Raw genomic sequence first — 26,639 nt, 5'->3', positions numbered from 1 at the left:
TTACCCTCAATGGCTAAGTTTAACCCCTGGCACGACGTATCACGCGGCGAAAATGCCCCGACGCTGGTAAACGGCATTATCGAAATCCCCAAAGGTTCGAAAGCAAAATATGAACTGGACAAGGATAGCGGCCTGCTGAAACTAGACCGCGTGCTGTTCTCGGCTGTGCATTATCCCGCCGCCTACGGCTTCATTCCGCAGACCTACTGCGACGACAAAGACCCGCTCGATATTCTGGTGCTGTGCTCTGTGGACCTAGTGCCCATGTGCGTGGTAGAAGCCAAAGTTATTGGCGTGATGCAAATGATTGACGGCGATGAGGAAGACGACAAAATTATTGCTGTAGCTGCCCACGACATTTCCGTTAATCACTTCAACGAGCTGGAAGACCTACCTCCCCACATGCTCTTGGAGATGCAACGCTTCTTTGAAGACTACAAGGCTTTGGAGCACAAGCAAGTAACAGTGGAGCGCTTTATGGGCCGCGAGCAGGCCTACCGCATCATTGAAGAAAGCATCACGCTGTATAATACCACGTTTAGCAAAGAAAATGTCGCGGCCGATTCAGTAGCTGAAACTTCGACCAAAGCGTAGTACCAACTGTTGTTCGTGCTATACTTACAAAACCCACCGGCCTACCGGTGGGTTTCTTGTTGTACGCCATTATGCTTGGCCCTACCTCGCCGTCGGACTACAGGGCCTTATCTTGCCGCCAGCTCTTTGTTCTCTTTGCATGCGCGACTCCTCCACTACCCACGCGCCTACCTGGCCCGCCACGCTGAAACGCGCTACCAATGCAGTGCTGTACAGCAGCACGTGGCTGGCGCTGGCAGCCGTGGCGCTTACGTGGGCGTCGTTTTTGTTCTGGCGGGTGCACATTCCGCCCCGGCTGGCGGGTCTGATTTTCGCGGCGACGCTTTTTCTCTATAATCTCGATAGCGTATTACCTTACAAATACAGCCAGAAGCTGGTGCTCTCGGAGCGCAAGCTGTGGATGCGGCAGCATCGGCGCGAGCTATTTGGGCTGGCCCTGGTGTCGCTGGCCGGGGCTGGTGCTCTGTTTTTTTACGACGGCTGGCTGCACCTGATTGGCTTTCTGGCTCACCTGGCCCTAATTTCGGTACTGTATTCCCTACCCTTGGTGCGGGTTCGGGGGAAATGGCGTGCCCTGCGCGACCTACCCCTGCTCAAGGTATTTCTAATTGCTTATGTATGGGCCGCTGTCACGGTGTGGGTGCCGGCGCTGTACCTGGGTATCCCACTCAGCACGCCCGAGTTGCAGTTGCTCTTCGCCCGCCGCTTCTTCCTGATTCTAGCGCTAGCCTTCGTCTTCGACATCCGCGACTACACCAAAGACCGCCTCACGGGCACCTATACATTTCCGGGGGTATTTGGCGTGCGCGCCACCAAATGGATAGCACTGGCGGCGTTACTGATATCGTGCATGCTACTCCCCCACAACCTCACCCTGCGCCAAGGCATGCTGCTGTTGCTGCCAGCTGCTCTGGCTGCCGCCGTTATCTGGTATGCCGACGAAACACGCCCAGATTATTACTTCGCCCTGCTTACGGATGGCGTTATGATTGTGTATTTCTTGGCGGTGTACTGGGCGATGTGAGATGGTGAGTTTTTCATTCATCATCTTCCCACTTCACCACTCCTCCGGTGCAGTTAACTCCTCAAAAGCCAATCCTAGCTTTTCAATAAGGTCGTGGGCGAGGCTGCCGGCTTCGCCTAGCGCCTCGGCAGCTAGTGTGCCAGCGCGGCCGTGGGCATAGACGCCTAGCAGGCAGGCATCGAGAGGACTAAGATGGTTGCTTTGAGCACGTAGGGCGGTGAGCACACCCGTGAGGGCGTCGCCGGAGCCGCCACTGGCCATGCCAGGGCTACCGGTACTATTAAAATATAGGGTGCCATCGGGAGTGCCGAGGCAAGTGTAGGCGCCTTTCAGTACGCAGTAGCAGCGGTGTTTCTGGCAGAAGTTGCGCAACAGCTTCAGGCGGTGGTAGTCGTCGCGGGCGGGCTCTGTGAGGCGTTCGAATTCCTTAGGATGGGGCGTGAGTACCGTATCGGGCGGAAGTAAGTCGAGCAACTCGCGGTTTGCTCCTAGCAAATTCAACGCATCAGCATCTAATACCAGGGCGATGTGCTGCTCACCAGCCTCTCGTAGCAACTGTTCCAATACGGCCTTCGTGGCATCTTCCTGTCCCATGCCCGGCCCTATGCCCACAGCGTCGTACGATTTCAGCGGGGGCAGCTCTGTAAGGTGCTCTTGATTAGGGTCAACCAACGCCATGGCTTCCGGTGCCGAAGTTTGCAGCACATCGTAGCCTATACTGGGCGTACGTACCGTAAGCAAGCCTACCCCGCTACGCAAGCAAGCCCGCGTAGCCAGCACACAGGCTCCGATTTTTCCCTTGCTACCCGCCAGCAGCAACGCATGACCATACAAACCCTTGTGCGAAAACATAGCACGACGCGGCAGCTTACCCGCTACGAAAGCGGCGTCTACGAAATACTGGTCAACTTTCGCTTTCGCGAGAAATTTTGTGTCGAGGCCGATGGGTAGCAAATGCCACTGGCCCACGTACTCGGCATGGTGGGGTAGGAGGAAGGCCAGCTTGGGCAGCTCGAAGCTGACGGTGTGGTAGGCTCGCACAATCATGCTATCAGCAGGTTGAGGTGCGTCGGTGAACAGTCCGGAGGGAATATCCACCGACAGCACGCGGGCTTTGGCCTTGTTGAGGTAGCGAACCAGCGCGGCGGCCACTCCCTCTAGTGGTCGACTAAGCCCTGTACCAAACAGAGCATCTACTACTAATGCCCCGTCGGGTAGGGTAGGGAGGGCGTCTTCCCCTACCTCGGCTCGTGGTACGTTGGCGGGTAGTCGGTCGAGGTTGGCTTGGCAGTCAGCCGAACGCTTCTCAGTGGGTAAAAGCCATACGCGCACCTGATAGCCCGCTGTGTGTAGGTGTCGTGCCACTACCAGCCCGTCGCCGCCGTTGTTACCGGGGCCGCACAGTAGGTGCGTTTCGCCTGCTTCGGTGGGCGAGAGGCGGTTCATCAGCCAATCGGCCAGCGCAGTAGCGGCGCGTTCCATGAGGTCAAGAGAGGAAATGCGGTCGGTTTTGATAGTAGCTTGGTCGGCGGCGTGCGTTTGGTCGGCGCTAAGGATTTTCATAGAGTTAGGAAGTAGAAGGCAGGGCAGAAGCACTATCCTGCATCTTACGGACAAAAAGACCCCGTGGTGAGCCGAAAATAAACTTCGAGCCTGTGTTCCGCGTTTTCACCTGTATATTCTGTCCTGAACTTCAAAACCAACCCATATGCAAACCTGGAACGATGTTATCCGGCTGGCCAACCACGGTAGCCCTACCCCGCCCCGTCGGGTAGAGAAAACCAACGCTGAATGGCGCGAGCAGCTCACTCCCGAGCAGTACCACGTAACCCGCGAGCACGGCACCGAGCGCGCTTTCACGGGCGAGTACTGCGAGGCGCACGAAGCTGGCCTTTATGCCTGCGTGTGCTGCGGCACCCCGCTCTACGATTCGCGTACGAAGTTCGAGTCGGGCACCGGCTGGCCCAGCTTCACCCAGCCTGTAGAAGAAAGCGCTATTAAGTATAAGAAAGACACCAGCTATGGCATGGTGCGCGTGGAAGTGCTCTGCAACGTATGCGACGCGCACCAAGGCCACGTTTTCCCTGATGGCCCGGCTCCGAGCGGCCTGCGCCTGTGCATCAATTCGGCTTCTATCAAACTGGTAGAAGCCAAGGAAACAGCCGTCTAACAGCCGCGCTTCGTGCCCTACCCCAGAGAGCAGCCGCGAAACCCGGCTGCTCTCTGTTTTTGACGGAAAATTCTGTTGAATTTTGTAGTGCAGGATGTAGGCGATAATCGGAAAATACTACCGCCTACCCAATTTCAAGTATTAGCTATTCCATAACCTGTCATTTCCAACGCATGTCGCTCCTATTCACTGATTTTGCCAGCTGGCAGGCGCACTGCGAGGCAACTGGCGAGGCTCTTTTTCAGCCCGTATTGGCCTACGAGATAGAGCAAAAAGGGCGTGCCGAAGCGGATATCTGGCCGGGGCTGCAACGCGCCTACGATGTGATGCGCGACGCCGTGCAAACCGGCCTGACGCAAAACATGGTGTCACGTTCGGGCATGGTCAACAATGGCGCCCGTAAAATTGCCGCTTCGCCGGTCACGGTGCTCTCGCCCGAGTTCAAACAGCTCGTGACGCGGGCACTGGGTGCCAAAGAGGTGAACTCGTGCATGGGTAGGGTAGTGGCGGCGCCTACGGCCGGCGCCTCGGGTATCTTGCCCGGAGTGCTGGTTACGTTGCAAGAGCAGCACCAGCTAGATGACCGGAAGATACTAGAGGGCCTGCTAGTAGCGGCGGGCATTGCGCTTATCATCGAGCAGAATGCCTCGTTGGCGGGTGCCGTGGGCGGGTGCCAAGCCGAAACGGGTAGCGCGGCGGCTATGGGCTCCGGCGCCATCGTGTACTGCCTAGGCGGCTCGGTAGACGAGGTGTTTGCGGCCGTGGCCATCACCATTCAATGTATGTTGGGCCTGGTCTGCGACCCGGTGGCAGGGCTGGTGGAAGTGCCTTGTGTGGTGCGCAATGCTTCGGCAGCGGCCATTGCCTTCAGTTCGGCCCAGATTGCTATTGCCGGCGTCGACCCAGTAATCCCCGTAGATCAGTGTGTAGCGGCCTTGGGCGAGGTAGGCCAAAGCATGGAAACTCGCTACAAGGAAACCGCCTTGGGCGGCCTGGCCAACACCACCCGCGGCCGCGAAATTGAACGAATGGTGCTGGTGCAGGATGTGCAGATTTTGCCGGACGAGGAAGCAGGGTAGGCGCTAGCAAGGCTTACCGCCGCTCCCGCCACAGCTTATTAAACGACTTCGGCGCTACCTCCAACGCCTCGCGGCGCTTGTTCCAACCTACCAGCGTTAGCATTCGGAACAGGGCCCAGTTCTTGGCACGAGCGGGTAGCAGGTTTAGTAGGCGGCGGTTCAGCATTGCCAGTTTCCAGAAGTAGATGGCGCGGGTTTCTTCCGAATCAGCCATACCTTCTTGTACGCTCTGCTGCCGGTTTTTGAGTAGCAGGTTGTGAATGTTGATTTTCACCGGACACACCGAGGTGCAGGCCCCACACAGGCTGCTGGCGTAGCTTAAGTGCTTATTTTCAGCGAGGCCCGATAAGTGAGGCGAAATAACGGAGCCAATGGGGCCAGAATACGTGGTTTCGTAGGTGTGGCCGCCGATGTTTTTGTAGACCGGGCACACGTTGAGGCAGGCGCCGCAGCGGATGCAGTGCAGGGCCTCACGCTTGTCGGGTTGGGCCAGTAGGTTGGTGCGGCCGTTGTCGAGTAACACCACGTACATTTCCTCGGGGCCGTCTTTTTCCAACGGCTGGCGCGGCCCTGTGTAAATGGTGTTATACACCGTTACTTGCTGGCCAGTGCCGCTTGTGCTGAGCAGGGGCCAGAACAAATCCAGGTCCTGGAGCTTCGGAATTACCTTCTCGATGCCCACAATGGCAATATGCGTGCGCGGAAAAGTGGCCGACAAGCGGGCATTGCCTTCGTTCTCGGTCACGGCTACGGCGCCGGTATCCGCAATCAAAAAGTTACCACCGGTGATGCCTACCTCCGCTTGCGTGTATTTGTCGCGTAGGAGGTGACGGGCGGTGAGCACTAGTTGCTGAGCGTCATCGGTATGCTCGATGCCCAAGTGCTTCACGAAGATATCGGCAATGTCCTTCTTGCTTAGGTGCATGGCCGGCGTCACGATATGGTAGGGCCGCTCGCCGTTCAGCTGCACGATGTACTCGCCTAAGTCGGTTTCGATAGAGTCGATGCCGTTTTTGCCGAGGAAATCGTTCAGGTGAATCTCTTCGGTGGTCATGCTCTTGGCCTTCACCACCGTGCGGGCTTTGCGCCGGGACATAATTTTGCCTACCTCCAACAATGCCTCCTGCGCATCCTGCGCCCAAATCACCTTGCCACCCCGCGCCGTGAAGTTGCGCTCAAACTCCAGCAGGTACTCATCCAAGTGATTCATCACCTTGGCTTTGAGGTAGGACGCTCTTTCCCGCGCTAGCTCGTGGTCGTGGTAGAAACCGAGGCCGGTTTGCACGGCCGCGTTGTACTTGCCAATGTTGAAGCGAATCTTGCGGCGGTGCTCCAGGTCAAAGGCTTTCGACTCGGAGTCCGCGAGGAATTGGGTGAACTTCATGTGCTGAAGAGGGAAAAGAGAAAATAGCTGTCATCCTGAGCCTGCGAAGGACCTTCTCACACATGAACAGCAAGTACAACAACGACTTGTGCTTATATAAAAAGTCCTTCGCTGTGCTCAGGATGACAGTTATCCAACGAATGAAACTACGGCTTGTTGGAATCTACCACAATCCGCTTATCCCGATTAGCTAGGTCCCAGGCGGTGTAGAACACCAAGCGGGCGCGGGGCTCCATTTTCTGAAACTCGATTTTATCGACTTCATCGCCAGCACCATGGTAGTCGTCGTGTACGCCGTTGAAGAAGAATGCTACCGGAATTTTGTGCTTAGCGAAATTATAGTGGTCGGAGCGGTAGTAGAACCGGTTGGGGTCCTGTGGGTCGTTGAAGCGGAAGTCCAGGTTGATGTTGTCGTGCTTCTGGTTTTCCTCCTGCAAAATGGTGTGTAGCTCCGAGGAAAGCTTGTCAGAGCCAATCACATACACATAGGTAGGTTGGCCTTCGTGCTCCTTGTCGGTGCGGCCCACCATGTCGGTGTTTAGGTCGGCCACGGTGCTTTCCAGCGGGAATACGGGGTGGTCGGTGTAGTACTCCGAGCCCAGCAGGCCTTTTTCCTCACCCGTTACGGTTAGGAACAGGATGCTACGACGTGGGCCATGGCCTTCTGCCTTAGCCTTGGTGAAGGCCTCTGCCATTTCCAGCACCGATACCGTGCCCGAGCCATCGTCGTCAGCGCCATTGTTCACCTCGCCATTCGTGATGCCGATGTGGTCGTAGTGAGCCGAGAGCACCAGCAACTCGTCCTTCTTGTCAGTTCCTTCGAGGTAGCCCAGCACGTTTTCAGTGGTGAAATCCTCGGTTTTGCGGGGCGCCTTAATGCTGAATTTGGTGGGCTTGAAGGGCGCCACCACCTGTTTGCCCGCCTTGGTGATGCTCTGCTGATACTTGGTAACGGCCGCAGCCGTAGTGCCCAACATCTTGTACCCTATCTGCGGCGACACAAAGAACATGGTAGCACGCGGCGTCTTCTGGGCATCCTTGAAAGCAATGCTAGGCCGATTGATGTAGCCCGCCATGCGCGCCGCTAGCTTCTGGAAGTTGCTGTTGGGGTTGAAATCAACGAAAAACACGCTACGGGCGCCTTTCTGGATAGCCAGTGCCGCCTTCGCCCGGTAATCAGTACCCCACTTGCTGGGGTTGCCGTCTTTGCCTAGCAATGGCTGATTTTGGGTGTTGGTGGGCTCCCCAATCAACATAATCAGGTCTTTCCCTTTCACATCGAGGCCGGTGTAGTCGGAGTAGTCGTCCTGCTCGATGCCGTAGCCCACAAACACGGGCTGCACCGTGGTTTCCTGCTGGAAGGGCGAGGTACCCATGCCGTAAAAATCCTGGAGCCACTGGTAGGTCTGACCGGCCACTTTCAGCGTAGCGCCATCGGCCCAGGTGCTGCGCTCCATGGTGAAGTGCTGGAGGTAGGGATTGTCGGAGCCCTGCACGGGGCCTGTCAGCCCCAACTCTTTGAAACGGTTGGCTATGTATTCGGCAGCCATTTTCTGGCCTTTTTCGCCGGTTTCGCGGCCTTCGTACGCATCCGAGGCAATGATGCTCAGGTGCTTGCGCAAATCTTCCTGCGTAATGGTCTGGGCGTAGGTAGCGGCCAGGTCGGAGCTGGCGGGCAGCACCGTTTGAGGGGCCGATTGCTGGGGCGGGGTGGTAGGGATTTCGGTCTGAGCGCCGCGCTTGTGCTTTACTTTAATTTTCTTAGGCTGCTGCGCCACGCTGGCCGTTGTGCAGCACGCTGCCAGCAGCAGGGTTAGGAGAGAGGGTTTGTTCATTCGTTGGGTCTTGGAGATTTTGTTTTTAGCAGAACGTTATTCGATGGGTCGTCATTCCGACCAACAGGAGAAATGACGACCTATTGCTGCATAATCAGCACCGAAGCGTAGGCGGCTACACCCTCGCGGCGGCCTACAAAGCCCAGCTTTTCGGTGGTAGTGGCTTTAATGCTGATGTCCTCTTCGGCTATACCCATCACCTCGGCCAGCACGCGCTGCATTTCCGGGATATGCGGATTTACCTTGGGCGCTTCCAGGCAAATGGTAGAGTCGATGTTGCTGATCTGGTAGTTTTTCTCGCATAGCAGGCGCACTACTTCGGCCAGCAGGCGCTTGCTGTCAATGCCCTTGTACTGCGGGTCGGTGTCGGGGAAGTGAAAGCCGATGTCGCGCAGGTTGGCGGCGCCCAGCAGCGCATCGCAGATAACGTGGATGAGCACGTCGGCGTCGGAATGACCCAGGGCGCCGTGCGTGTGCGGCACCTGAATACCACCAAGCCAGAAGGGTAGGCCCTCCCGAAGCTGATGAACGTCGTAGCCGAAGCCAGTTCGGATTTTCATAGGAAAAGCAAGGAATAGAAATGAAGGCCCCAAGATACGGCCCTCGTCAGACTCAGGGCATATGAGCGCGCAGTGAAAAAAAGTATAACGAGGGTAAAATATTGCGCGGCGCTATACGTCTGCACCGGCAATAGAAGGAGTTGCTGAAAAAAACAGATGGAAACTTTGGAATCAATTAAAGTTTCCGATGTACCTTTGCAGCGTGAGTATGGAAACAAAAGACCGGATATTACACGCTGCCAGGGAGTTGTTTATGCGTAACGGCGTCCGAAGCGTATCAATGGATGACATTGCCAACCACCTGGCCATGTCGAAAAAGACCCTCTATAAATGGTTCAGCAACAAGGATGAGATTGTGCAGACCTCCATCCAGCAGCATCTTGTAGAGGAGTCAACCTGCGAAGTCCCTACCAAAGGCGCTGCGAATGCACTGGAAGAAATGTTTCAATTGATGCAGTGGCACCGACAGTTTCTGAGTGAATTGCACCCCAGCATCTTCTACGATTTGCAGAAATACCACCCGCAGGCCTGGGCGCTGTTTGAAGAGCATAAAAAGACCTTCTTACTGCAAAAAATAATTGAAAATCTGGAGCGGGGCATGGCCGAAGGCGTGTACCGCGCAGATCTGGACTTGGCCGTGCTGGGGCGCCTGCGCCTGGCGGAAATAGACTTATGCTTCAACCCCGATATTTTTCCGAACCGGCAGTTTGAGCTGATTCAGCTGCACACGGTATGCCTGGAGCATTTTTTACTCGGCATTTCCTCCCTGAAAGGTCATAAGCTCATCAACCAATACCGGCAACTAACAGAGGCCGAGTAGCCTCTCCCAAGTGTTCCCTCGCTCTTTTCCTATATGAAAAACATTTGCCGCCTACTGCTGCTACTTGCAGTGCTGGGTTTCCTGAGTCTGCACGAGCTACTGGCTCAAACACCGGCCACTGGTCAGCCCGTAGCCACCACTGCTCCCATGGCGCTGTCGTTGCCACAGGCTATCGACTACGCCGTCAAGAATAAATCCACGCTCCAGTCTACGCGTATCGACCAGCAGCTGGCCGCCGCGCAGGTAGGACAGGTAAAGTCGCAGGGCCTGCCGCAGATAAATGTGTCTTCTTCCATAACGGACAATTACAAGCTGCAACGCTCCCTGGTTGACTTCGGCGCTTTTGGTGGTGGGCAAGGTCCACTAACAGGTGCTGCCCTCACGCCAGAAGCGGTAGCAAGCGCACAAAACGGGCAAGTAGTGAATCTACCGCCTACCTACGACCCCTACGTGCCGGCGCCGCCTACGGCACTATCGTTGGGCTTCCAGTGGCAAGGCAATGCCTCTGCCTCAGCGTCGCAGCAGCTTTTCAACGGTTCCTACCTCCTGGGCCTGAAAGCGGCTAAAGTATATCAGCAGTTGTCGGTGAAGCAGACCAAACAGAGTGAAATTGATGTAGTAGAGCAAGTATCGAAAGCCTACTACAGCACGTTAGTAGCCGGGCAACGGCTAGATTTGCTGTCCCGCAACGTGGCCCGCCTAGATACGCTGCTTTATCAGACCCAGAAGACATTTGAAGCTGGTTTTGTTGAGAAGCTGGACGTGCAGCGTCTGCAAGTGCAGCGCAACAACCTGCGCATTGAGCAGCAAAACGCCGAGCGCCTGATTGAGCTGAGCGTGGCGCTGCTGAAGTTCCAGATGGGCCTCGACCAGCGCCAGCCCGTGCAGCTCACCGATTCGCTGAGCACGGCCGTGCTGGATGCTGAGCGCCTAAAGCAGAGTCTTGTTCAGGCTGATGCTGATTTCAACTATCAAAACCGCATTGAGTACTCGGTGCTGGAAACTCAACGCGACCTGGCTGCGCTAGACGTACGCAATCAGAAAGCCGGCTACTTGCCTACCCTCAACCTGATTGGTGCCTATGGCTTCTTGGGTTCGGCCCGTTCGCTACCTACCTTAATGGAGTTCCGCGGAGCAGGTTCGATAGATTCAAAGACGCAGTTCCCCAACCAGAACTGGTTTGCCTTCGGCAATGTGGGCTTGCAGTTGCAAATCCCGGTTTTCGATGGTTTCCGCAAGAAGTACCAGGTGCAAACAGCTAAGCTGACGCTGAAGCAGGTAAATACGGGCTTTACTACCCTGCAACAGAGCATTGACCTACAACGCACTCAGAGCCAGACCACGCTACAAAACGACCTGGATGTGCTGGCTAACCAGCGCGCCAACCTGGACCTGGCTACGGAAGTAGCACGGGTAGCCAAAATCAAGTTTCAGGAGGGGGTAGGCTCCAACGTGGAGCTGATTACGGCCGAAACCGACCTGCGCCAGGCCCAAACCAACTACTACTCGGCACTCTATGATGCGTTGGTCGCCAAAGTCGATTACGACAAAGCCAGCGGCACGCTGTACACGAAATAAGCTGTCTACGCTAAATAAGCTGATAGCTAGTAGCTATTGGCTGTTAGCTTTTTTTTTCAGATACTCCTCCTCATCTTATATGAAACGCTCCTCCTTTAAAGCTATCAGCTATCAGCTAGTGGCTATCAGCCTGTTCACCGCCTCCTGCGGTCAGGGCGACAAAGACCCGGCCGCCCGGTTGGCGGAACTCAAAAAAGAGCAAGCCGCCACTCAGGCTAAAATTGCGGATTTGGAAGCCAAAACCGGCGCCAAAGAAGCCAACGCGGCCGCGCAGGCCGTGCCCGTATCAGTACTTAATGTGCAGCCCGAGAACTTTGCCAGCTATTTGGAAGTGCAGGGTAGGGCCGATTTTGATGAGAATGCCAACGTGTCGCCGCGGGCACCTGGCACTATCACCAGCATCCGCGTGCAGCGCGGCGACCGGGTAGGCAAAGGCCAGATTCTGGCTACCCTAGACGCGGCGGTGCTGGAATCCGGTATTGCTGAGCTGCGCACCCGCATGGACTTGGCCCGCGTGATCTACGAAAAGCAGAAGCGCCTCTGGGACCAGGAAATCGGGACCGAAGTGCAGTATTTGCAGGCCAAAAACAACTATGAGGCGCTCAAGAATAACCTCACCACCCAGCAGCGGCAGCGCGACCAGTACAACGTGCGGGCGCCCTTCGCAGGCACCGTGGATGACGTGCCGGCCAAGGTAGGGGAGTCGTCGGGACCTGGTTCGCCGGTGGTGCGCCTGCTCAGCGGCAGTAGCGGCAAGATTGTGGCCGACATCTCGGAAGCCTACTCCAACAACATCAAGCCCGGCGACAAAGCCTTGGTAAGTATCCCCGACATGGGCGAGGAGAATATCTCCGCCACGGTGCGCACGGTCAGCAGCATCATCAACCCTACTAGCCGCACCTTCACGATTGAGTTGCGCCTGAATAGCTCAGCCGCTGTGAAGCTGCGCCCCAACATGGTAGCCACCGTACGCATTCAGAACTATAACAGCCAGAACGCCACCGTGCTACCCGTAGACTTGGTGCAGCGCGACGAGCAGAACAGCTATGTGTATGTGGTAGAAAATAAAGGCCAGCAGAAAATAGCGGCCAAGCGCGTTATCGAAACCGGTGCCACCTACAACGGCAAAGTGGAAGTGACCAGCGGCCTGAAAGCCGACGACCAAGTAGTATCAGCGGGCTATCAGAATCTGAACGAGGGACAAGTCGTTTCACTGTAGGGGCGGCTTGCAGCCGCCCGTTGTGAACGAAGGCGGTAGAATGATGAGTGCGAATAAACAACGACGGGCGGCTGCAAGCCGCCCCTACGCCTACCAGTATGCAGGATATAGAAAAAGAATTTGGGCCCACCAGTTGGTCCATCAATAACAAGACGAGCATCTACATCATCACGCTGATCTTGTGCATTGCGGGGGTGTTTGCGTACATCAAGCTCGGCAAGGAGAAGTTTCCGGATATCGTGATTCCGCGCATCATCGTGGCCACGGTGTATCCCGGCACCTCGCCCACCGACATTGAAAACCTGGTGACGCGTCAGCTCGAAAAGGAGATTAAGAGCGTGAATGGGGTGAAGAAAATCAACTCCACCTCCAACCAAGACTACGCCATTGTGGACGTAGAATTCAACTCTGGCGTGGATGTGCAGTATGCCAAGCAGCTCATTAAAGACGCGGTGGACAAAGCCAGCTCTGAGCTGCCCAACGACTTACCGGCCCCGCCCACGGTGCAGGAGGTGAATATCTCCGAGCAGCCAATTATGTACATCAACCTGGCTGGCAACCTGCCCCTGAGCCAGTTGAAAAGCTACGCTGACGACTTTCAGGATAAGATTGAAGCCCTACCCGAAATCACGCGGGTAGACATTGTGGGTGCCCTAGAGCAGCAGGTGAACGTAGATGTAGACCTGAACCGCTTGCGTGCTTCCCGCCTCAGCTTCACCGACATCAGCAACGCCATTGCCCGCGAGAACATCACCATCTCGGGTGGCTCGGTGGACGTGGGCGACCAGAAACGCGCCGTGCGCGTGGCTGGGCAGTACGCCAACGCCGCCAACATTGCCGATATCCAGATCAAGAACCTGAACGGTTCGGCCATTCGCCTGGGCGATATTGCCACGGTGACCGATGCTTTTAAAGACCGCGAATCCTATGCTCGCTTGGATGGCAAAACCGCCATTACCCTGAACGTGGTGAAGCGCCAGGGCGAAAACCTGATTGAAGCTTCGGATAAGATCAAAACGATTATTGCCGATGCCGAGAAAACCCTACCCAAGGAGCTGACCATCACCGTGACGGGCGACACCTCGAACGACACCCGCGTGACGCTCAACGACTTGATCAACACCATCATCATCGGCTTCCTGCTGGTGACGCTGATTCTGATGTTCTTCATGGGCACTACCAACGCCCTGTTTGTGGGTTTGTCGGTGCCGCTGTCGATGTTCTTGGCCTTCGTGCTGCTGCCTACCCTCGACTTCTCGCTGAACATGATTGTACTCTTCGCCTTCCTGCTGGCGCTGGGCATTGTGGTCGACGACGCCATTGTGGTAATTGAAAACACCCACCGCCTGCTGCACGAGCACCCCGAAATGACAACGGCTCAGGCTGCTAAGTATGCTGCCGGCGAAGTGTTCGTGCCCGTGTTGGCCGGTACCCTGACGACGGTAGCACCCTTCGTGCCGCTGATGTTCTGGCCGGGTATTGTGGGCTCGTTCATGTTCTACCTACCTGTTACCTTGATTCTTACGCTGATGTCGTCGCTGATTGTGGCCTTCATCATGAACCCGGTATTTGCCGTGTCGTTTATGGAGCGCGAGGAAAACCACGGCGGCAAGGTGGTAGCTTGGCGCGAGTTGTCTACACTGGCTAAGCTGTCGATTGGTGCTGTGGCAGTCATTGCGGTCATTGGCTACCTCAGCGGCTCTACCTTCTTGGGCAACCTAATGCTGACGCTGCTGGCCTTCATTTTCCTGAACAACTACGTGTTGGTGAAGCTGATTGCGGGCTTCCAAATGAAAGTGCTGCCCCGCTTCCAAAACGGTTACCAAAGCCTGGTACGCTGGGCGCTCAACTGGCCGATAGCCATTATGGTAAGCATGTTGGTGCTGTTTGTAGTGGCGTTCTTCGCCGTGGGCGCCCGCTCGCCCAAGGTGGAATTCTTCCCTAGCGGTGACCCCAAATTCATCTACACCTACCTGAAAATGCCAGTGGGCACGCGGGTAGAGGTAACGGACTCGGTGGCCCGCATTCTGGAGCGCCGCATTTACGGCGTGATTGGTCGCGAAAACCACGATGTGGAATCGGTGATTACCAACGTGGCCATTGGTGCCGGCGACCCTGGCGAAGCTACGGCTACTGGCGTGTCGCAGTCCAACCTGGCGAAGATTGGCGTGGCGTTCAAGGAAACCAGCGAGCGGACCGGTCCGGCCACCAGCGAGTACATGAACAAGATCCGGGAGGTGGTGAAAGGTATTCCGGGTGCCGAAATTTCGGTGGACAAGGAAGCCAGCGGCCCGCCCGTGGGTAAGGAAATTGCCATCGAAGTGGCTGGTGATGATTATCCTACCCTCGCCAAGCTCTCCAAGAAAGTAACGCGCTACGTCGACTCGCTCAACATTGGCGGCATCGAGCAGCTACGTTCCAACTTGGAAGACCGCAACCCCGAAATTGCCGTTGACATCAACCGGACCCGCGCCAACCGCGAGGGCATCAGCACGGCCCAGATTGGCTCCGAGGTGCGCACGGCCATCTACGGTTTCGAGGCCAGCAAATTCAAGACTCCTGATGATGAATATCCCATCCAGGTGCGCTACGCTGAGCCCTACCGCAACGACGTAGATGCCATCCTGAACTCGCCCCTGACCTTCCGCGACGCGACCGGCCAAGTACGCCAGGTGCCCATCTCCTCGGTGGCTGATGTGAAGTACGGTACTACCTACGGTGGCATCAAGCGCAAGGACACCAAGCGCGTGATTACGATTTCCTCGAACGTGCTGGGCGGTTTCACCGGCCCCGACGTGGTGCGCAACATCGAGCAGGCGCTGAAATCCTTCCCTACCCCGCCCGGCTACACCATCCGAATGGGTGGCGCGCAGGAAGACCAGCAGGAAACTAGTTCGTTCCTGGGCATTGCGGCCATCGGCGCCATCGGCCTGATTTTCTTGGTGCTGGTTACGCAGTTCAACTCGGTGAGCAAGCCGATTATCATCCTCACGGAAATTATTTTCTCCGTAATCGGGGTGATGTTGGGCTTGGCTATCACGGGCATGAACATCAGTATTGTGATGACTGGGGTAGGGATTATTGCTCTGGCCGGTATTGTGGTGAAGAATGGCATTCTGCTGGTCGAATTCACCGATATGCTCCGCTCGCAGGGCATGAAGTTGCGCGAAGCCATTGTCCTGGCCGGCCGCACGCGTCTGAACCCGGTAATCCTGACGGCCACGGCCGCCACATTGGGCCTGATTCCGCTGGCTATTGGTCTGAATATCGACTTTTACGAGTTGTTCAACTCGGGTCACCCCAACTTCTTTATCGGCGGAGAATCGGTGGTGTTCTGGGGGCCGCTGGCTTGGACAATTATTTTCGGGTTGGTGTTTGCAACCATTATCACCCTGTTGGTAGTCCCCGTTATGTACCTGCTCAACGAGCGGCTACGGGCCAAGCTTACGGGCGTCGACCCCGACGCTCCGCGCGAGGCGCCGGCCGATGCGGAGGAGGTGCGGGCCGCTCGCCCACCGGTGCTGGCCGAAGCGTAATCATTATTTCACAGTATTTTCACGCCAGCATAACAAACCTCGCCGGCTGTTACTCTTCTCGCAAGGGTAGCAGCCGGCAGGAAATGGCCCTGGCCGCTGCCGGTTGCTGGAACTGCGGTGTTTCTTTCTCTTTCTTTATGTTACCTACTACTACCCCAGCCGTTAAATCCATCGAGCAGCAAGTGTTGCGCATTGTCAGCCAGCGCCGGCCTATGCGCCCCGTTCGCTTGCGTAGTCGTCTCAACCACGAGCTGGGCCTCGACCAACTCGATGTAGTCAACATCATTCTGGCCCTGGAGCAGAGCTTCCACATCGTCATCCCCGATGAGGTACCGCTCACTACCGTTAGCGACTTCGTGACCTACGTAGCCGAGCATACGCCCGAAACGGCCAGTCAGGCTGCTTAATATAGCGGCCATACATGCACAAAGGCCCGCAACACACCAGTGTTGCGGGCCTTTCTTGTTAGCAAAGGGTAGGGGCTTACCGCCTACCGAACGTTGCCTCCCGTAGCAGTTGTATCGATGTTGGGCTGGCGGCTGCTGCTGGTAGTAGTAGCCGCTACGTCGGGCTGCGTGGGCGAGCTGGACGTGGCATCGTCGCTTAAGTCGGTTGTACCAGCTTTTTTAGCTGATTCGGGAGCTTCCTGTGCGGGCTCGTGGGCGGAGGCTGGTGCGGCCTGAGCCGGCGTTTGCACGCGCGCTGAATTATCCACCGTTGCGCTGAAGCCAGTAGCTGCGGGGCTATCCTCTACCACCACCGGACGAGTTTTTTCCCACTCCGCAAATTTATCGAGCTGTTCCTTGAGCGTGGAGGTGAACCAGGCTATCAGAGCCACGTCGTCGAGGAGACCAATCACCGGAATAAAGTCCGGAATCACGTCGATGGGGCTCAGAAAGTAGATAAGCACGGCCACAGCCGCCAAGATGGAAGAAGCCGGCAGGCCCGTGTATTCGCCCGTGCTAGCCGAGCGCACCAGCCGAATCAGCGTTTGCACAGTTTCCCAGGCTTCGTGCGCCAGGCTTCCTAGCTCGTTTTTCTCGCGGGCTTTCTGGTAGGCATCATTCAGGAGCTGTTTGATGCGCAGGGGTTTACTCAGGTATTCTTCGGCTTTGCCCAGAAACTTCTTGAAGAACGGGGAAGAAGCAACGTGTTCGCCTTTAGGTGCTTTCGTAGCCATAGGGTAGGAGCGTAAAAGAAAATAGAAAGCTGATGCCGTTATAGACAGCCGCCGATGCTACATACTAAATCAACCGGAAATAGTTGTAGCTGAAACGAAGGTAAAAAAAGCCCCGTTCGCGGGAACGGGGCTTTCGAAGCACAAAAAGAAAGGCAGTTGCGCTAGTTCAGGGCTACCCGGCCAGCGGCGTAAAAGTTGCGTTGGTAGTAAGCCTGCTTCAGGGAGCTAACCATCACACCGCCGTTGGTGGCAGAATGAGCAAACTTGCCATCGTTGAGGTAGATGCCTACGTGGTATATGGGCTGGCCCGGTCCACGACGGAAAAACACCAGGTCGCCGGGCTGCATCTCGTCTTTGGCCACATGCTTCACATTCTGGAACATGGAGCGCGAGCTGCGTTGCAGGGTGATGCCGTATACTTCCTTAAACACCCGCGTCACGAAGCCCGAGCAATCGGTGCCGCGCTTGGAGTTGCTGCCATAGCGGTAGGGCGTGCCCAGCCAATCGAGCACAGTTTCCAGCAGGTTCTTGTCTTCGGTACGGTCGAGCGATACGCCGAGCTTCTGCTCGTAGTGGGCGTAGGCCACAGAGTCGTTAGCGAAAGCAGGCAGCGCGGTGCCATCTGCAAAACCGGAAAAGTCGGGGAGGAGCGAGGCTTGAGCTACTATAGGAGCCGAATTGTTCGTTTCGGGCGTACGCTCAAAGAAAAACGAAAGGGCCATCGAGGCAGCGGCGAGGCAATACAGAATTCTGTTGTTCATTGTCCGTCGTAGAGGTGGCGAAAAGCTGCGGCCGATACGGAAAAAGGCGCGCTAGCAGAAGGAGGGTACTTCGATAAGAAAGGGCTACTGTGTAGCAGGAAATAAAGAAGCAAAAAGGAGTAGTCAGACTGATAAAACCTCGATATTCTAGGATACCAGATTTTTAAAGCTAAGCCGTAATAGAGGAGCTATCCAAGTAAAGCCGGTATTTTATTCCAAGTTTATAGGTTGAATTCAATGAATAGGCTGAAAAATCATATAAAACACGAAACTACGCTGGGTTATACACCGTATAAACCTGCCCAAATTTTACACATGAAAGTAGCGCCCGTTATCGAAAATTCTCCTTTCGCCCGCATCGCCCGCATGGTGCTCAAATCGCGTAGCGTGGCCATGGTATTAGGCGGCACCATTCACCTGAGTGGAGCTACTAAAGAGGAGTTTTTGCGCGACCCGCGTTGGGTGGCGCACGAGATGTGCCACATCCGGCAGTACCAGCAGTATGGCCGGGTAGGGTTCCTGCGCCGCTACCTGCGCGACTGGCTACGCCACGGCTACTACAATATCCCCTTCGAAGCTGAAGCCCGCGTGGCCGGCGACCAGGAAGCGCACCTCTACGCCAACGGCCGCCCCGTGCCCTCGCGCGCTCACTCGCACAAAGGTGCAGGTGAGGTGTAGCTTGAGCCCTTAGCCTAATAAGAGCTACATAAAAAATGCCGCCCACGGAGGTAGGGCGGCATTGGTAAGAAAAGTAGGGTAGCCTATTCTATTGGCTCAAACTTTTTCTGGTTGCTGAGAGCCAGCCACGTATCGGGAATAACTTTGGTCATGGCTGCCAGAAGTTTGTTGCTCACGCCCGAGATAACGCGGGTTTCACCGTTCATCAGTGCTTTGTAGCCGTCTGCAGCTACATCTTTGGGGTCAGCCTTTTCGCCTTGGCCTTCTTCGGTATGCTCGGCATGGGCCGTGTAAAAGAATTCCGTTTCGGTAGCGCCAGGGCAGAGGGCCGTTACTGTCACGCCGGAATCTTTCAGCTCCACGGTAAGGGCTTCGGAGAAAGACAGCACGAAGGCTTTGCTGGCGCTGTAGACTGCCAGTAAGGCACCCGGTTGGAAAGAGGCCAAGCTCGCCAGTTGCAAGATTCGGCCTTTGCCGCGCTCCTTCATGTCGCGCCCAAATAAATAGGTGAGTTCTACCAGTGCCGTTATGTTGGTATTGATAATGCCAACGCTGCGGTTGAGGTCGGCATCTAAAAATGGACCTGCCAAGCCGAAACCAGCGTCATTCACCAGAATATCTACCTGTAAGCCTTTGCTTTGCACCTCATCATACACGCGCTGAGCGGCGCCGGGGGCACTCAGATCCTGCGTGATGAGGGTAGGGGTGATGTTGTGCTTACTCTGTAGATGCTCCGCGAAGCCTTGCAGCCCGCCGGGATTCTGGTCGACTAGCACCAACTGGTACTGGTCTTTGGCAAAGAGATGAGCGAGTTCTTGCCCAATGCCACTAGCGGCACCAGTAACAAGCGCAACAGAATAATTTGGGTCTTTGGCCATGAGAATAAGGTAGTCGGATGGTTGAGGGAAATGCCAGCGCTAGGGCGTAGCAACAGGATATCATACTACGTTAGCTGAAGCAGAGTTATAGTCGAGGTTGGGTAGGGGCGGCCAGTAATCGAGCTACTAATGCAACTAAACGTAAGGGTTTTACGAAAAAAGAAGGCAGCCCAAGGTCGCTGCCCGCGTAGTGGCTCAGCCATTGCGTGCTTCTCTCACTCGCTTACGATCTATTTCACTTATGGCAAACAAAACCCGCAATCAGCAGCCCGTATATAGCACTTCCACCTCGTCCACATCGGGCGTTTCGGCCGGTACCGTTTCTACGGGTACCAGTAGCCACACCGACCCCGGTAGCTACCGCAACGACGAATCCAACCCAGCCCACGACCTGGACCTAAGCCCAAACCCTGCACCCCGCTCGCGCAATTCCTGGATTGAAGGCGTCAACCAACTGCCGCAGCAAGTGAAGGAGTGGAGCAACAAAGCCGTAGATCAGGTAAGCAGCCTCAGCACCACCCAAAAGGTGGTAGGTGGTGCCCTGCTGTTGGGCGGCATTGGCTGGCTGTCGTGGCGTGCGCAGAACAGCGGCGCTGACACAGATGACTCGTCGTACGATGCCGTTACTAGCACCCGCCCCTGGGGTAGCGCCAACCGCACGGAGATTGACCCTCAGTTTCAGCCCGTAACCAGCTACCGAAACGGCTTGGCCGGCGATACGGTAATTGAGTAGACGCTTGCTATACGCACAAAAAAACAGCGCCCCGATGAAGTAATTCATCGGGGCGCTGTGCGTTGAGAGCCTTCTACGGGACTCGAACCTGCGACCTGCTCATTACGAATGAGCTGCTCTACCAACTGAGCTAAGAAGGCGTTTCCGAGGTATCCGGCGCTACCAAGGGCTGCAAAGATAGCCAGACGTTCAGAAACTACACAAACCGCAGGGTCAAAAAATCTGGATATCGTGCGAAAAAGAGCGATACAACCCCAGATTGTGGTTTGGCGTTGGAAAGATACCCGTGCCGCATCACCTTGCGGACACGGCTAACCTCTTTTTCGCTCATGAAGAAAAACAAACCGTCTGCCCTCGTGCAGGCCCTTGGCAGCGGCCTGGCCGGTGCCGTGGCGGTGAACCTACTACACGAAACCGTGCGCCACCTGCGCCCCGCCGACGCACCCCGCATGGATGTACTCGGCGAGCGAGGCCTACGCAAGCTGCTAGGCAAAGCCGATGCACCCCAGCCCGACGAGGAATCGGCTTACTACCTCACCTTAGCCGGCGACTTACTCAGCAATGGTTTGTATTACAGCTTGGTGGGTAGGGGCAAGGGTGCGTGGTGGCGCGGTGTAGCGCTGGGTGCGGCGGCCGGGGTAGGCGGGGTAGTGCTGCCCGGCCCAATGGGATTAGGCGAAGCCCCCAGCAACCGTACACCTCAAACCAAAACCATGACGGTAGCGTGGTACCTGGTAGGCGGCGTGGTGGCAGCCGGCGTATCGCGGTGGTGGAGCAAAAGCCACAAATCCAAGAAGCGCAAACCCAAGCGCCACAAAGCATAGTGTGTGCGGTTTGGGGAGTGGTAGCGCGTAGCCTTGACGTTCCGGCACTTTCCGGCATCTTTGCGGCGTGATGAAACAACTCCGTAAACTGCTGGTGCGGGCGCTGGGCTTCGAGCGCTACATTCGTCTGGTGAGTCGCGTGTACCTGCGGCTGGTGGGCGCGGGGTGGGGCAAAAAGAAGTACCCGGAGCTGTTTTTCCTGCAAAAGCTCATCAAACCAGGCTTCGTGTGCCTGGATATTGGGGCCAACCTAGGCTATTACTCCGTGGCCTTGTCGCGGTTGGTAGGCAAGGAGGGTAGGGTGCTGGCCGTGGAGCCCATTCCCGATTTCCAGGCAATCTGGAAGGAAAATGTGAAGCTGAGCGGGTTTGATAATCTGACGCTGCTACCCTACGCTCTGGGTGGCCACAACCAGATGGTGCAAATGGGCACGCCCGAGCGCCACGGCCTGCTTCACCACGGCATGACCAAAGTAGCTAGCAGCAACCCCCACGAGCACTACGCCCGCACCTACGAGGTGCCCATGCGCGTGCCCGACGAACTCCTGCGCGACCTCACCCGCCTCGACTTCGTGAAGTGCGACGTGGAAGGTTTTGAATCAGAAGTGTTTGCGCACCTGCAAGCCACGTTGCGCCGCTTTCAGCCCCTAATCCAAACGGAGCTAAACGGCCTGGAAAACCGCCAGAAGGTGGTAGCCGTGCTGGCAGGTCTGGGCTATAAACCATTTGTGCTCTCCGAGCGTTTGGAATTGATACCGTGTTCGGCGGCGCAGCTTACCAGCGCCGTCACGGCCGACTTTTACTTTCAACCTACCCCCACGGCGGCATAGCCGGGCGTTTTGTATTGATGGGCAAATTCCTGCTTTTTCTCCTCGTTTTCTTTTTTCTGGTTCGTTATGTAGTGCCGTTGGTACTGCGCTTTGTAGTGAGCCGCTTTCTGCAAAAGCACGCCCGTCGCTACGGCGACGCGTTTGGCCAGCAGGCGCCGTTCGGGCAGCCCCGGCCGTCGTCGCCCCCGCCCGCACCGGGCCAAGTGCGCGTCGATTACGTGCCGCCGAAAACTGCCAAAGCAGGCGAGAAAGATTTCAAGGGCGGTGAATACGTTGATTTTGAAGAAGTGAAATAGCCACTTGGCTGTGTAGCCGATAGATAGCGCTGTGCCCCCGCTGGCAACCGGTTTGTGGTTGCCAGCGGGGGCACAGCCCTTACTAAATGAAATAAACATTCTACCTTCGGGGCTGCTTCGCCGGGCCGGGGGGCCGGGCGGGCGTATCAGGCTTCTTTCTTCCTCGGATGACTACTGTTTCTCCCGCTCCCGCGCCGTTGTGGCGTCGTGTACTGCCGCACTTGCTGGCGGTGGTGTTCTTTCTGGCCCTAGTGGCCGTGTACTTCGCCCCGATTCTGTTTGAAGGCAAAAGCCTGGCGCAGCACGACATTGTGCAGTTTCAGGGTGGCGCCCACGAGGCGGCGCAGTATCGCGAGGTAGCAGGCAAAGAGGCATTGTGGACGAACTCCATGTTCTCCGGCATGCCGACCTACCTCATCAGCACCCGCTTCCCCGGCGACTTATCCATCTACCTGCACCAGCTATTCACGCTGGGTTTGCCGGCTGTGGTAGCCAACCTGTTTCTGACCTTGCTTTGCGGCTACGTGCTGTTTGTAGTGCTGGGCGTGCGGCCATTGGTAGCCACGGTAGGAGCCATTGCGCTGGGTTTCACCAGCTACAACCTCATCATTCTGGCGGCGGGGCACAACACCAAGTCGTTGTCGTTGGCGTATGCGCCGCTGGTGCTGGCGGGGCTGCTGGTGGCATTTCGGCGCAACAAGTGGCTGGGAGCCGGGCTGTTTGCGCTGGGCCTGACCATGAATGTGCGCTCCAACCACCTGCAAATCACCTACTACCTACTACTGCTAGTGCTGGTGTTTGGTATTGTGGAGCTGGTGGCTGCCGTGAAGGAAAACCGCCTGAAAGACTTCTTTAACCGCACGGCCCTGCTGGGCGTGGCGGCGCTGCTGGCGGTAGGCGTAAGCTTTGGCCGCCTTTACACCACGGCCGAGTACGGCAAATATTCCATCCGTGGCAAATCGGAGTTGACGAAGGCGCCGCCCGCCGCACCTGGCCAGCCCGCCGCGAGTGAGGACGCCCCCAGCGGCTCCGGCCTCGACCGTGACTACGCCTTTGGGTGGAGCTATGGGGTAGGCGAAACCATTACCCTGCTGATTCCTAACTACTACGGTGGCGCTTCGTCGGGCTCTTTGAGTGAAAGCTCAGCCACGGCACAAGCCCTGAGCGGCCTGGGTGTGCCGCCCGTGCAGCTGCGCGAGTACCTGCAGCAGCTGCCGCTCTATTGGGGGGCGCAACCCATCACTAGCGGACCGGTATACGTGGGTGCTATTGTGTGCATGCTGTTTGTGCTGGGCCTGTTCGTGGCCGACCGCCGCACGCGCACCTGGCTGCTGGTAGCTACCATCCTGTCGATTATTCTAGCCTGGGGCAAAAATTTCGAGACGTTCAACAACCTAATGTTCGATTACTTCCCGGCTTATAACAAGTTCCGGTCGGTGTCGATGGCGTTGGTGATTGCCCAGCTGGCGATGCCATTGCTGGCGGTGTTGGCGCTGGCGCGGGTACTGCGCGCCCGCGTGGCGGCTCCGGCTACTACCCGCCCTGGCCTGCCGCAACCCAAAGTAGACACGCCCGAAACCGCCGACCTCAAGCGCAAATTGCTCTATGCCGTGGGTGGTACCATTGGCCTGTGTGTTCTGGCCTACCTGGTAGGGCTGGGTCTGGACTTTTCGGCGCCTATTGATGCGCAATTGCAGCAGCAGGGCTTCCCACTGGATGCCTTGCGCCAGGACCGGGCCTCGTTGATGCACACCGATGTGCTGCGCTCTATCCTGTTCATCGCCTTCGCGGGTGGGGTGCTGTGGCTGTTCTTGCAGCGCAAAATCACGGCGACGGTAGCAGCGGCCCTGGTAGGCGTGCTCACGCTGGTAGACCTGTGGGGCGCCGACAAGCGCTACCTCAACGACAGCAATTTCCAGCGTGGCACCGTGGCGCAGCAGTTCATCCCCACGGCCGCCGATCAGCAGATTTTGCAAGATAAAGACCTGAGCTTCCGGGTGTTCAACTTGCAGGCGCCTTTCCAGGAGGCCAACACCTCGTATTTCCATAAGAGCATTGGCGGGTACCACGGCGCCAAGCTGCGCCGCTACCAGGATTTGTATGAGTGGCAGATTGCGCGCAACAACATTCAGGTGCTCAACATGCTGAACACGCGCTATATCGTTATGCCGCCGCAGCAAGCCGGTCAAACGGAGCAAGTGCAGCGCAACCCCGCCGCGCTGGGTAACGCCTGGTTTGTGAGCGACATCGAGAAAGTGCAGTCGCCGGACCAAGAAATCAACGCCCTCAGCAGCTTCAATCCGGCTACTACGGCGGTGGTGGATGTGAGCAAATTTCCGCTGGCAGAAACCTCCTACCTCACCGCAGGCTCTAGCATTAAGCTCACCGCCTACTCGCCCGACGAGCTGAAGTACACCTACAACGCCACCCAGCCGGGCCTGGTGGTCTTCTCCGAAATCTATTACAAGGACGGCTGGAATGCGTTTATTGACGGTAAGCCAGCGCCCTACTTACGTGCCAACTACGTACTGCGCGCCATGCAGGTGCCGGCTGGTCAGCACACCATCGAGTTCAAATTCGAGCCCAGCGCGTACTCCATCGGCAACACTATTTCGCTGATTTCCTCTATCCTGCTGGTGCTGCTGTTGGTAGGCGGTATCGTGTACGCTGTGCGTCGCCAACCCGCGCCCGATGCAGTATCGGATGATTTGCTGATGGCGTAGAAGTGGTGAGTTTGTGAGGCGGTGAATTGGTCATTTTTGTAGAGGGGTGAAGTAAAAGCGTCTATCATCCTGAGCTTGCGAAGGACCTTCTCACGCTTGGAACGACAGGCGCAACAACGACTCGTCCTCATATTCATCGTTCTCGCGTGAGAAGGTCCTTCGCAAGCTCAGGATGATAGACGCTTTTACTTCACCCCTCATTCTCCAAGAACTCCCGGAGCCAGCTGCTGCCCAGCGCAACATTCGGCTGCTCCTGCTGCGCGACGACCTGACGCAGCCGGCCCTACCCGGTAATAAATGGCGCAAGCTCAAGTACAACTTGCGGGAAGCCCGCCACCTCGGGCATAATACACTGCTGACCTTCGGCGGTGCCTACTCCAACCACTTAGCTGCCGTTGCTGCGGCTGGGCCACTGCATGGTTTCCGAACAGTAGGGGTAGTACGTGGCGAACCAACGCTGCCCCTCAACCCTACTCTGGCCGGGGCGCAAGCCCACGGCATGCAACTCCACTACCTCGACCGCGCCACGTATCGCCGCAAAACCGAGCCGGAAGTGCTAGCGGAGCTGCTGCACGAGGTAGGGCCAGCCTATGTAATTCCCGAAGGCGGCTCCAACGCGCTGGCCCTACCCGGCTGCGCCGAATTGGTAACGGAACTGACCCAGCAAACAGATTTCGACTACCTCTGCGTAGCCTGCGGCACGGGCGGTACTTTAGCCGGACTACTCACTGGCCTAGCAGGTACCCAGCAGGCCATAGGCGTAGCCGCTCTAAAAAACGCCGATTTTCTACGCGCGGATATTGATGCGCTGACGCGTGCGGGCACTGGTGACACCTATGCCAATTGGCAACTATACACCAACTACCACCTGGGCGGCTACGCCGCCTACTCAGCCGAGCTGATGGTATTTATCCAGCAGTTTCAAGCGCGGCACGGGGTTCTGCTCGACCCGCTGTATACCGGCAAGCTGCTCTACGCCATTCTAGATTTGCTGGAGCAGGATTACTTCGCGCCGGATAGCACCGTGGTGGCGGTACACACGGGCGGGTTGCAGGGCTGGCAGGGCTTCCGGCAGCGGTTTGAAAGCCGTAGCGCGTGGTGGCCGGTGGTAGGGTAGGACACGACAATCAGCAGCGAGGTAGTGCAGAAACTGCTTGTAGGCGCCGCTCTATCTTGCGTAGCAAAGGTTGGGCGCCTAGCGCTGCTAGCGTAAACCAGTATGGCAGAATCGGCCCCGAAAAACGTGGGCCCCAGTCCTCTGCTACCAGCGAAACGATGCTCATTTGCAGCAAAATAACCACGCCCAGGTACAGGCGAACCAGCTGTGGTGCCCGCAAATTGGAAAGACCACGGATGCCTGAAAAATACAGCAGTGGCAGGGCAACTACTACGAAAGCCGTGTGCAGCAGAGAATACCATGGCCGGGGAAAACCCATAAAGTAGAGTGCTTTGTGAGCCATAAGCTGACCGAAATAGCGAGGATTAGACCAGATAAACGTGGTCAATTGCTCTAATGCTGGCTGGGTGGCAACCGGTAGCACCAAGGGACGACTGGACTGAAGGGAGGTATTGCCGTATTCGAAAAGAATAATCCCCTTTCGATAGTATTTGATTAGAGGTAGCGCACCTAAGCGCTGGTTGAAGACAAACCACAGGCCGACGATTGCGGCCAAACAGGCAGGCCAAACTACGTATCGTGCGGAGCTTGGCAGCCGGCGGTACAGCCAGATAAAACTCATCAGCGTTGCGGCGCCCAGTGCTATGAATCCATTGGGACGAATACAGGCTGTGAGCAGTAGCAACCCCAACGCCAAGAACGCCCTACCCCAGTTGCGGACACAGACTACAGCCCACAGCGAAAAAATGAGTAATGTCGTAAACAGCGACTCGGTGAGCAGAAAAGGATTGAATGCCTGAATTTCGAGCCACCCCACAAAC

At 56.7% G+C, this 26,639-nt stretch carries 24 protein-coding genes and 1 tRNA gene; 16 read left to right on the top strand and 9 right to left on the bottom strand.

Annotated features, from left to right (window positions below):
* Positions 1-9: 9 nt before the first annotated feature.
* Together J4D97_RS19275 and J4D97_RS19270 are read left to right on the top strand one after the other, a co-directional pair.
* Positions 10-594, top strand: a complete 585-nt coding sequence (locus J4D97_RS19275) for an inorganic diphosphatase (RefSeq protein WP_185282247.1) — start codon at positions 10-12, stop codon at positions 592-594.
* 139 nt (positions 595-733) lie between these two features.
* Positions 734-1,618, top strand: a complete 885-nt coding sequence (locus J4D97_RS19270) for a UbiA family prenyltransferase (RefSeq protein WP_208308992.1) — start codon at positions 734-736, stop codon at positions 1,616-1,618.
* A 33-nt stretch (positions 1,619-1,651) separates the two neighbouring features.
* Here the strand turns inward: J4D97_RS19270 and J4D97_RS19265 are convergent, their stop codons facing one another.
* On the bottom strand, positions 1,652-3,181 hold the full coding sequence (locus tag J4D97_RS19265) for an NAD(P)H-hydrate dehydratase (protein ID WP_208308991.1): 1,530 nt from the start codon (positions 3,179-3,181) through the stop codon (positions 1,652-1,654).
* Between the two features lie 145 nt (positions 3,182-3,326).
* Here J4D97_RS19265 and msrB point away from each other — a divergent pair, with 145 nt between their 5' ends.
* Together msrB and sdaAA are read left to right on the top strand one after the other, a co-directional pair.
* The gene (msrB, locus tag J4D97_RS19260; protein ID WP_185282250.1) at positions 3,327-3,788 is read left to right on the top strand and encodes a peptide-methionine (R)-S-oxide reductase MsrB; all 462 of its coding nucleotides are present in this window, start codon (positions 3,327-3,329) and stop codon (positions 3,786-3,788) included.
* A 173-nt stretch (positions 3,789-3,961) separates the two neighbouring features.
* A complete protein-coding gene (sdaAA, locus tag J4D97_RS19255; RefSeq protein WP_185282251.1) occupies positions 3,962-4,867 on the top strand; it encodes an L-serine ammonia-lyase, iron-sulfur-dependent, subunit alpha in 906 nt (301 codons plus the stop codon).
* Between the two features lie 13 nt (positions 4,868-4,880).
* On the opposite strand, the gene J4D97_RS19250 is transcribed toward sdaAA, so the two are convergent.
* The 3 genes from J4D97_RS19250 to ispF form a co-directional block, all read right to left on the bottom strand.
* Positions 4,881-6,251: a LutB/LldF family L-lactate oxidation iron-sulfur protein gene (locus J4D97_RS19250; RefSeq protein WP_208308990.1), complete on the bottom strand. Its 1,371-nt coding sequence runs from the start codon at positions 6,249-6,251 to the stop codon at positions 4,881-4,883.
* Positions 6,252-6,397: 146 nt separating this feature from the next.
* The gene (locus J4D97_RS19245) at positions 6,398-8,086 is read right to left on the bottom strand and encodes a M28 family peptidase (RefSeq protein ID WP_208308989.1); all 1,689 of its coding nucleotides are present in this window, start codon (positions 8,084-8,086) and stop codon (positions 6,398-6,400) included.
* Between the two features lie 80 nt (positions 8,087-8,166).
* Complete coding sequence (gene ispF / locus J4D97_RS19240) at positions 8,167-8,646, bottom strand: 2-C-methyl-D-erythritol 2,4-cyclodiphosphate synthase (RefSeq protein WP_208308988.1); 480 nt, start codon at positions 8,644-8,646, stop codon at positions 8,167-8,169.
* Positions 8,647-8,854: 208 nt separating this feature from the next.
* Here ispF and J4D97_RS19235 point away from each other — a divergent pair, with 208 nt between their 5' ends.
* From J4D97_RS19235 to J4D97_RS19215, 5 genes are all read left to right on the top strand, one after another.
* On the top strand, positions 8,855-9,466 hold the full coding sequence (locus tag J4D97_RS19235) for a TetR/AcrR family transcriptional regulator (RefSeq protein WP_208308987.1): 612 nt from the start codon (positions 8,855-8,857) through the stop codon (positions 9,464-9,466).
* Between the two features lie 33 nt (positions 9,467-9,499).
* A complete protein-coding gene (locus J4D97_RS19230) occupies positions 9,500-11,044 on the top strand; it encodes a TolC family protein (protein WP_208308986.1) in 1,545 nt (514 codons plus the stop codon).
* 79 nt (positions 11,045-11,123) lie between these two features.
* Positions 11,124-12,263 carry an efflux RND transporter periplasmic adaptor subunit gene (locus J4D97_RS19225; RefSeq protein ID WP_208308985.1) on the top strand — a complete coding sequence of 380 codons (1,140 nt, stop codon included), beginning with the start codon at positions 11,124-11,126 and terminating at the stop codon, positions 12,261-12,263.
* Between the two features lie 98 nt (positions 12,264-12,361).
* Positions 12,362-15,799: an efflux RND transporter permease subunit gene (locus J4D97_RS19220; RefSeq protein ID WP_208308984.1), complete on the top strand. Its 3,438-nt coding sequence runs from the start codon at positions 12,362-12,364 to the stop codon at positions 15,797-15,799.
* 137 nt (positions 15,800-15,936) lie between these two features.
* Positions 15,937-16,206 carry a phosphopantetheine-binding protein gene (locus J4D97_RS19215; protein WP_185282260.1) on the top strand — a complete coding sequence of 90 codons (270 nt, stop codon included), beginning with the start codon at positions 15,937-15,939 and terminating at the stop codon, positions 16,204-16,206.
* 83 nt (positions 16,207-16,289) lie between these two features.
* On the opposite strand, the gene J4D97_RS24030 is transcribed toward J4D97_RS19215, so the two are convergent.
* Together J4D97_RS24030 and J4D97_RS19205 are read right to left on the bottom strand one after the other, a co-directional pair.
* On the bottom strand, positions 16,290-16,979 hold the full coding sequence (locus tag J4D97_RS24030) for a YkvA family protein (RefSeq protein ID WP_208308983.1): 690 nt from the start codon (positions 16,977-16,979) through the stop codon (positions 16,290-16,292).
* A gap of 161 nt (positions 16,980-17,140) precedes the next feature.
* A complete protein-coding gene (locus J4D97_RS19205) occupies positions 17,141-17,740 on the bottom strand; it encodes a C40 family peptidase (protein ID WP_208308982.1) in 600 nt (199 codons plus the stop codon).
* Positions 17,741-18,055: 315 nt separating this feature from the next.
* On the opposite strand from J4D97_RS19205, the gene J4D97_RS19200 reads away from it, so the two are divergent.
* Positions 18,056-18,418, top strand: coding sequence for a hypothetical protein (locus tag J4D97_RS19200; RefSeq protein ID WP_185282263.1), 363 nt, complete (start codon positions 18,056-18,058; stop codon positions 18,416-18,418).
* Positions 18,419-18,501: 83 nt separating this feature from the next.
* On the opposite strand, the gene J4D97_RS19195 is transcribed toward J4D97_RS19200, so the two are convergent.
* Positions 18,502-19,296: an SDR family NAD(P)-dependent oxidoreductase gene (locus tag J4D97_RS19195; RefSeq protein WP_208308981.1), complete on the bottom strand. Its 795-nt coding sequence runs from the start codon at positions 19,294-19,296 to the stop codon at positions 18,502-18,504.
* A 241-nt stretch (positions 19,297-19,537) separates the two neighbouring features.
* Here J4D97_RS19195 and J4D97_RS19190 point away from each other — a divergent pair, with 241 nt between their 5' ends.
* Positions 19,538-20,029, top strand: a complete 492-nt coding sequence (locus tag J4D97_RS19190) for a hypothetical protein (RefSeq protein WP_208308980.1) — start codon at positions 19,538-19,540, stop codon at positions 20,027-20,029.
* A 67-nt stretch (positions 20,030-20,096) separates the two neighbouring features.
* On the opposite strand, the gene J4D97_RS19185 is transcribed toward J4D97_RS19190, so the two are convergent.
* A tRNA-Thr gene (locus J4D97_RS19185) sits at positions 20,097-20,169 on the bottom strand.
* 189 nt (positions 20,170-20,358) lie between these two features.
* Here J4D97_RS19185 and J4D97_RS19180 point away from each other — a divergent pair.
* The 5 genes from J4D97_RS19180 to J4D97_RS19160 all read left to right on the top strand — a co-directional run bounded on the left by J4D97_RS19180 (position 20,359) and on the right by J4D97_RS19160 (position 25,818).
* Positions 20,359-20,853, top strand: a complete 495-nt coding sequence (locus J4D97_RS19180; protein ID WP_208308979.1) for a hypothetical protein — start codon at positions 20,359-20,361, stop codon at positions 20,851-20,853.
* Positions 20,854-20,923: 70 nt separating this feature from the next.
* The gene (locus J4D97_RS19175; protein ID WP_243900414.1) at positions 20,924-21,682 is read left to right on the top strand and encodes an FkbM family methyltransferase; all 759 of its coding nucleotides are present in this window, start codon (positions 20,924-20,926) and stop codon (positions 21,680-21,682) included.
* A 17-nt stretch (positions 21,683-21,699) separates the two neighbouring features.
* Entirely contained in the window at positions 21,700-21,978 is a 279-nt protein-coding gene (locus J4D97_RS19170; protein WP_208308977.1) for a DUF4834 family protein, read from the top strand.
* A 167-nt stretch (positions 21,979-22,145) separates the two neighbouring features.
* Positions 22,146-24,701, top strand: coding sequence for a YfhO family protein (locus tag J4D97_RS19165; RefSeq protein WP_208308976.1), 2,556 nt, complete (start codon positions 22,146-22,148; stop codon positions 24,699-24,701).
* A 172-nt stretch (positions 24,702-24,873) separates the two neighbouring features.
* On the top strand, positions 24,874-25,818 hold the full coding sequence (locus J4D97_RS19160; protein WP_208308975.1) for a 1-aminocyclopropane-1-carboxylate deaminase/D-cysteine desulfhydrase: 945 nt from the start codon (positions 24,874-24,876) through the stop codon (positions 25,816-25,818).
* Positions 25,819-25,828: 10 nt separating this feature from the next.
* Here J4D97_RS19160 and J4D97_RS19155 read toward each other — a convergent pair whose 3' ends face one another.
* Positions 25,829-26,635: a hypothetical protein gene (locus J4D97_RS19155; RefSeq protein ID WP_208308974.1), complete on the bottom strand. Its 807-nt coding sequence runs from the start codon at positions 26,633-26,635 to the stop codon at positions 25,829-25,831.
* Positions 26,636-26,639 lie beyond the last annotated feature (4 nt).

Origin of the sequence: Hymenobacter defluvii, from assembly GCF_017589435.1 — a bacterium.
Classification (GTDB): Bacteria; Bacteroidota; Bacteroidia; order Cytophagales; family Hymenobacteraceae; genus Hymenobacter; species Hymenobacter profundi.
The sequence above is the reverse complement of the archived record's forward strand: the minus strand, read 5'-3'. Positions and strand labels throughout refer to the sequence as shown.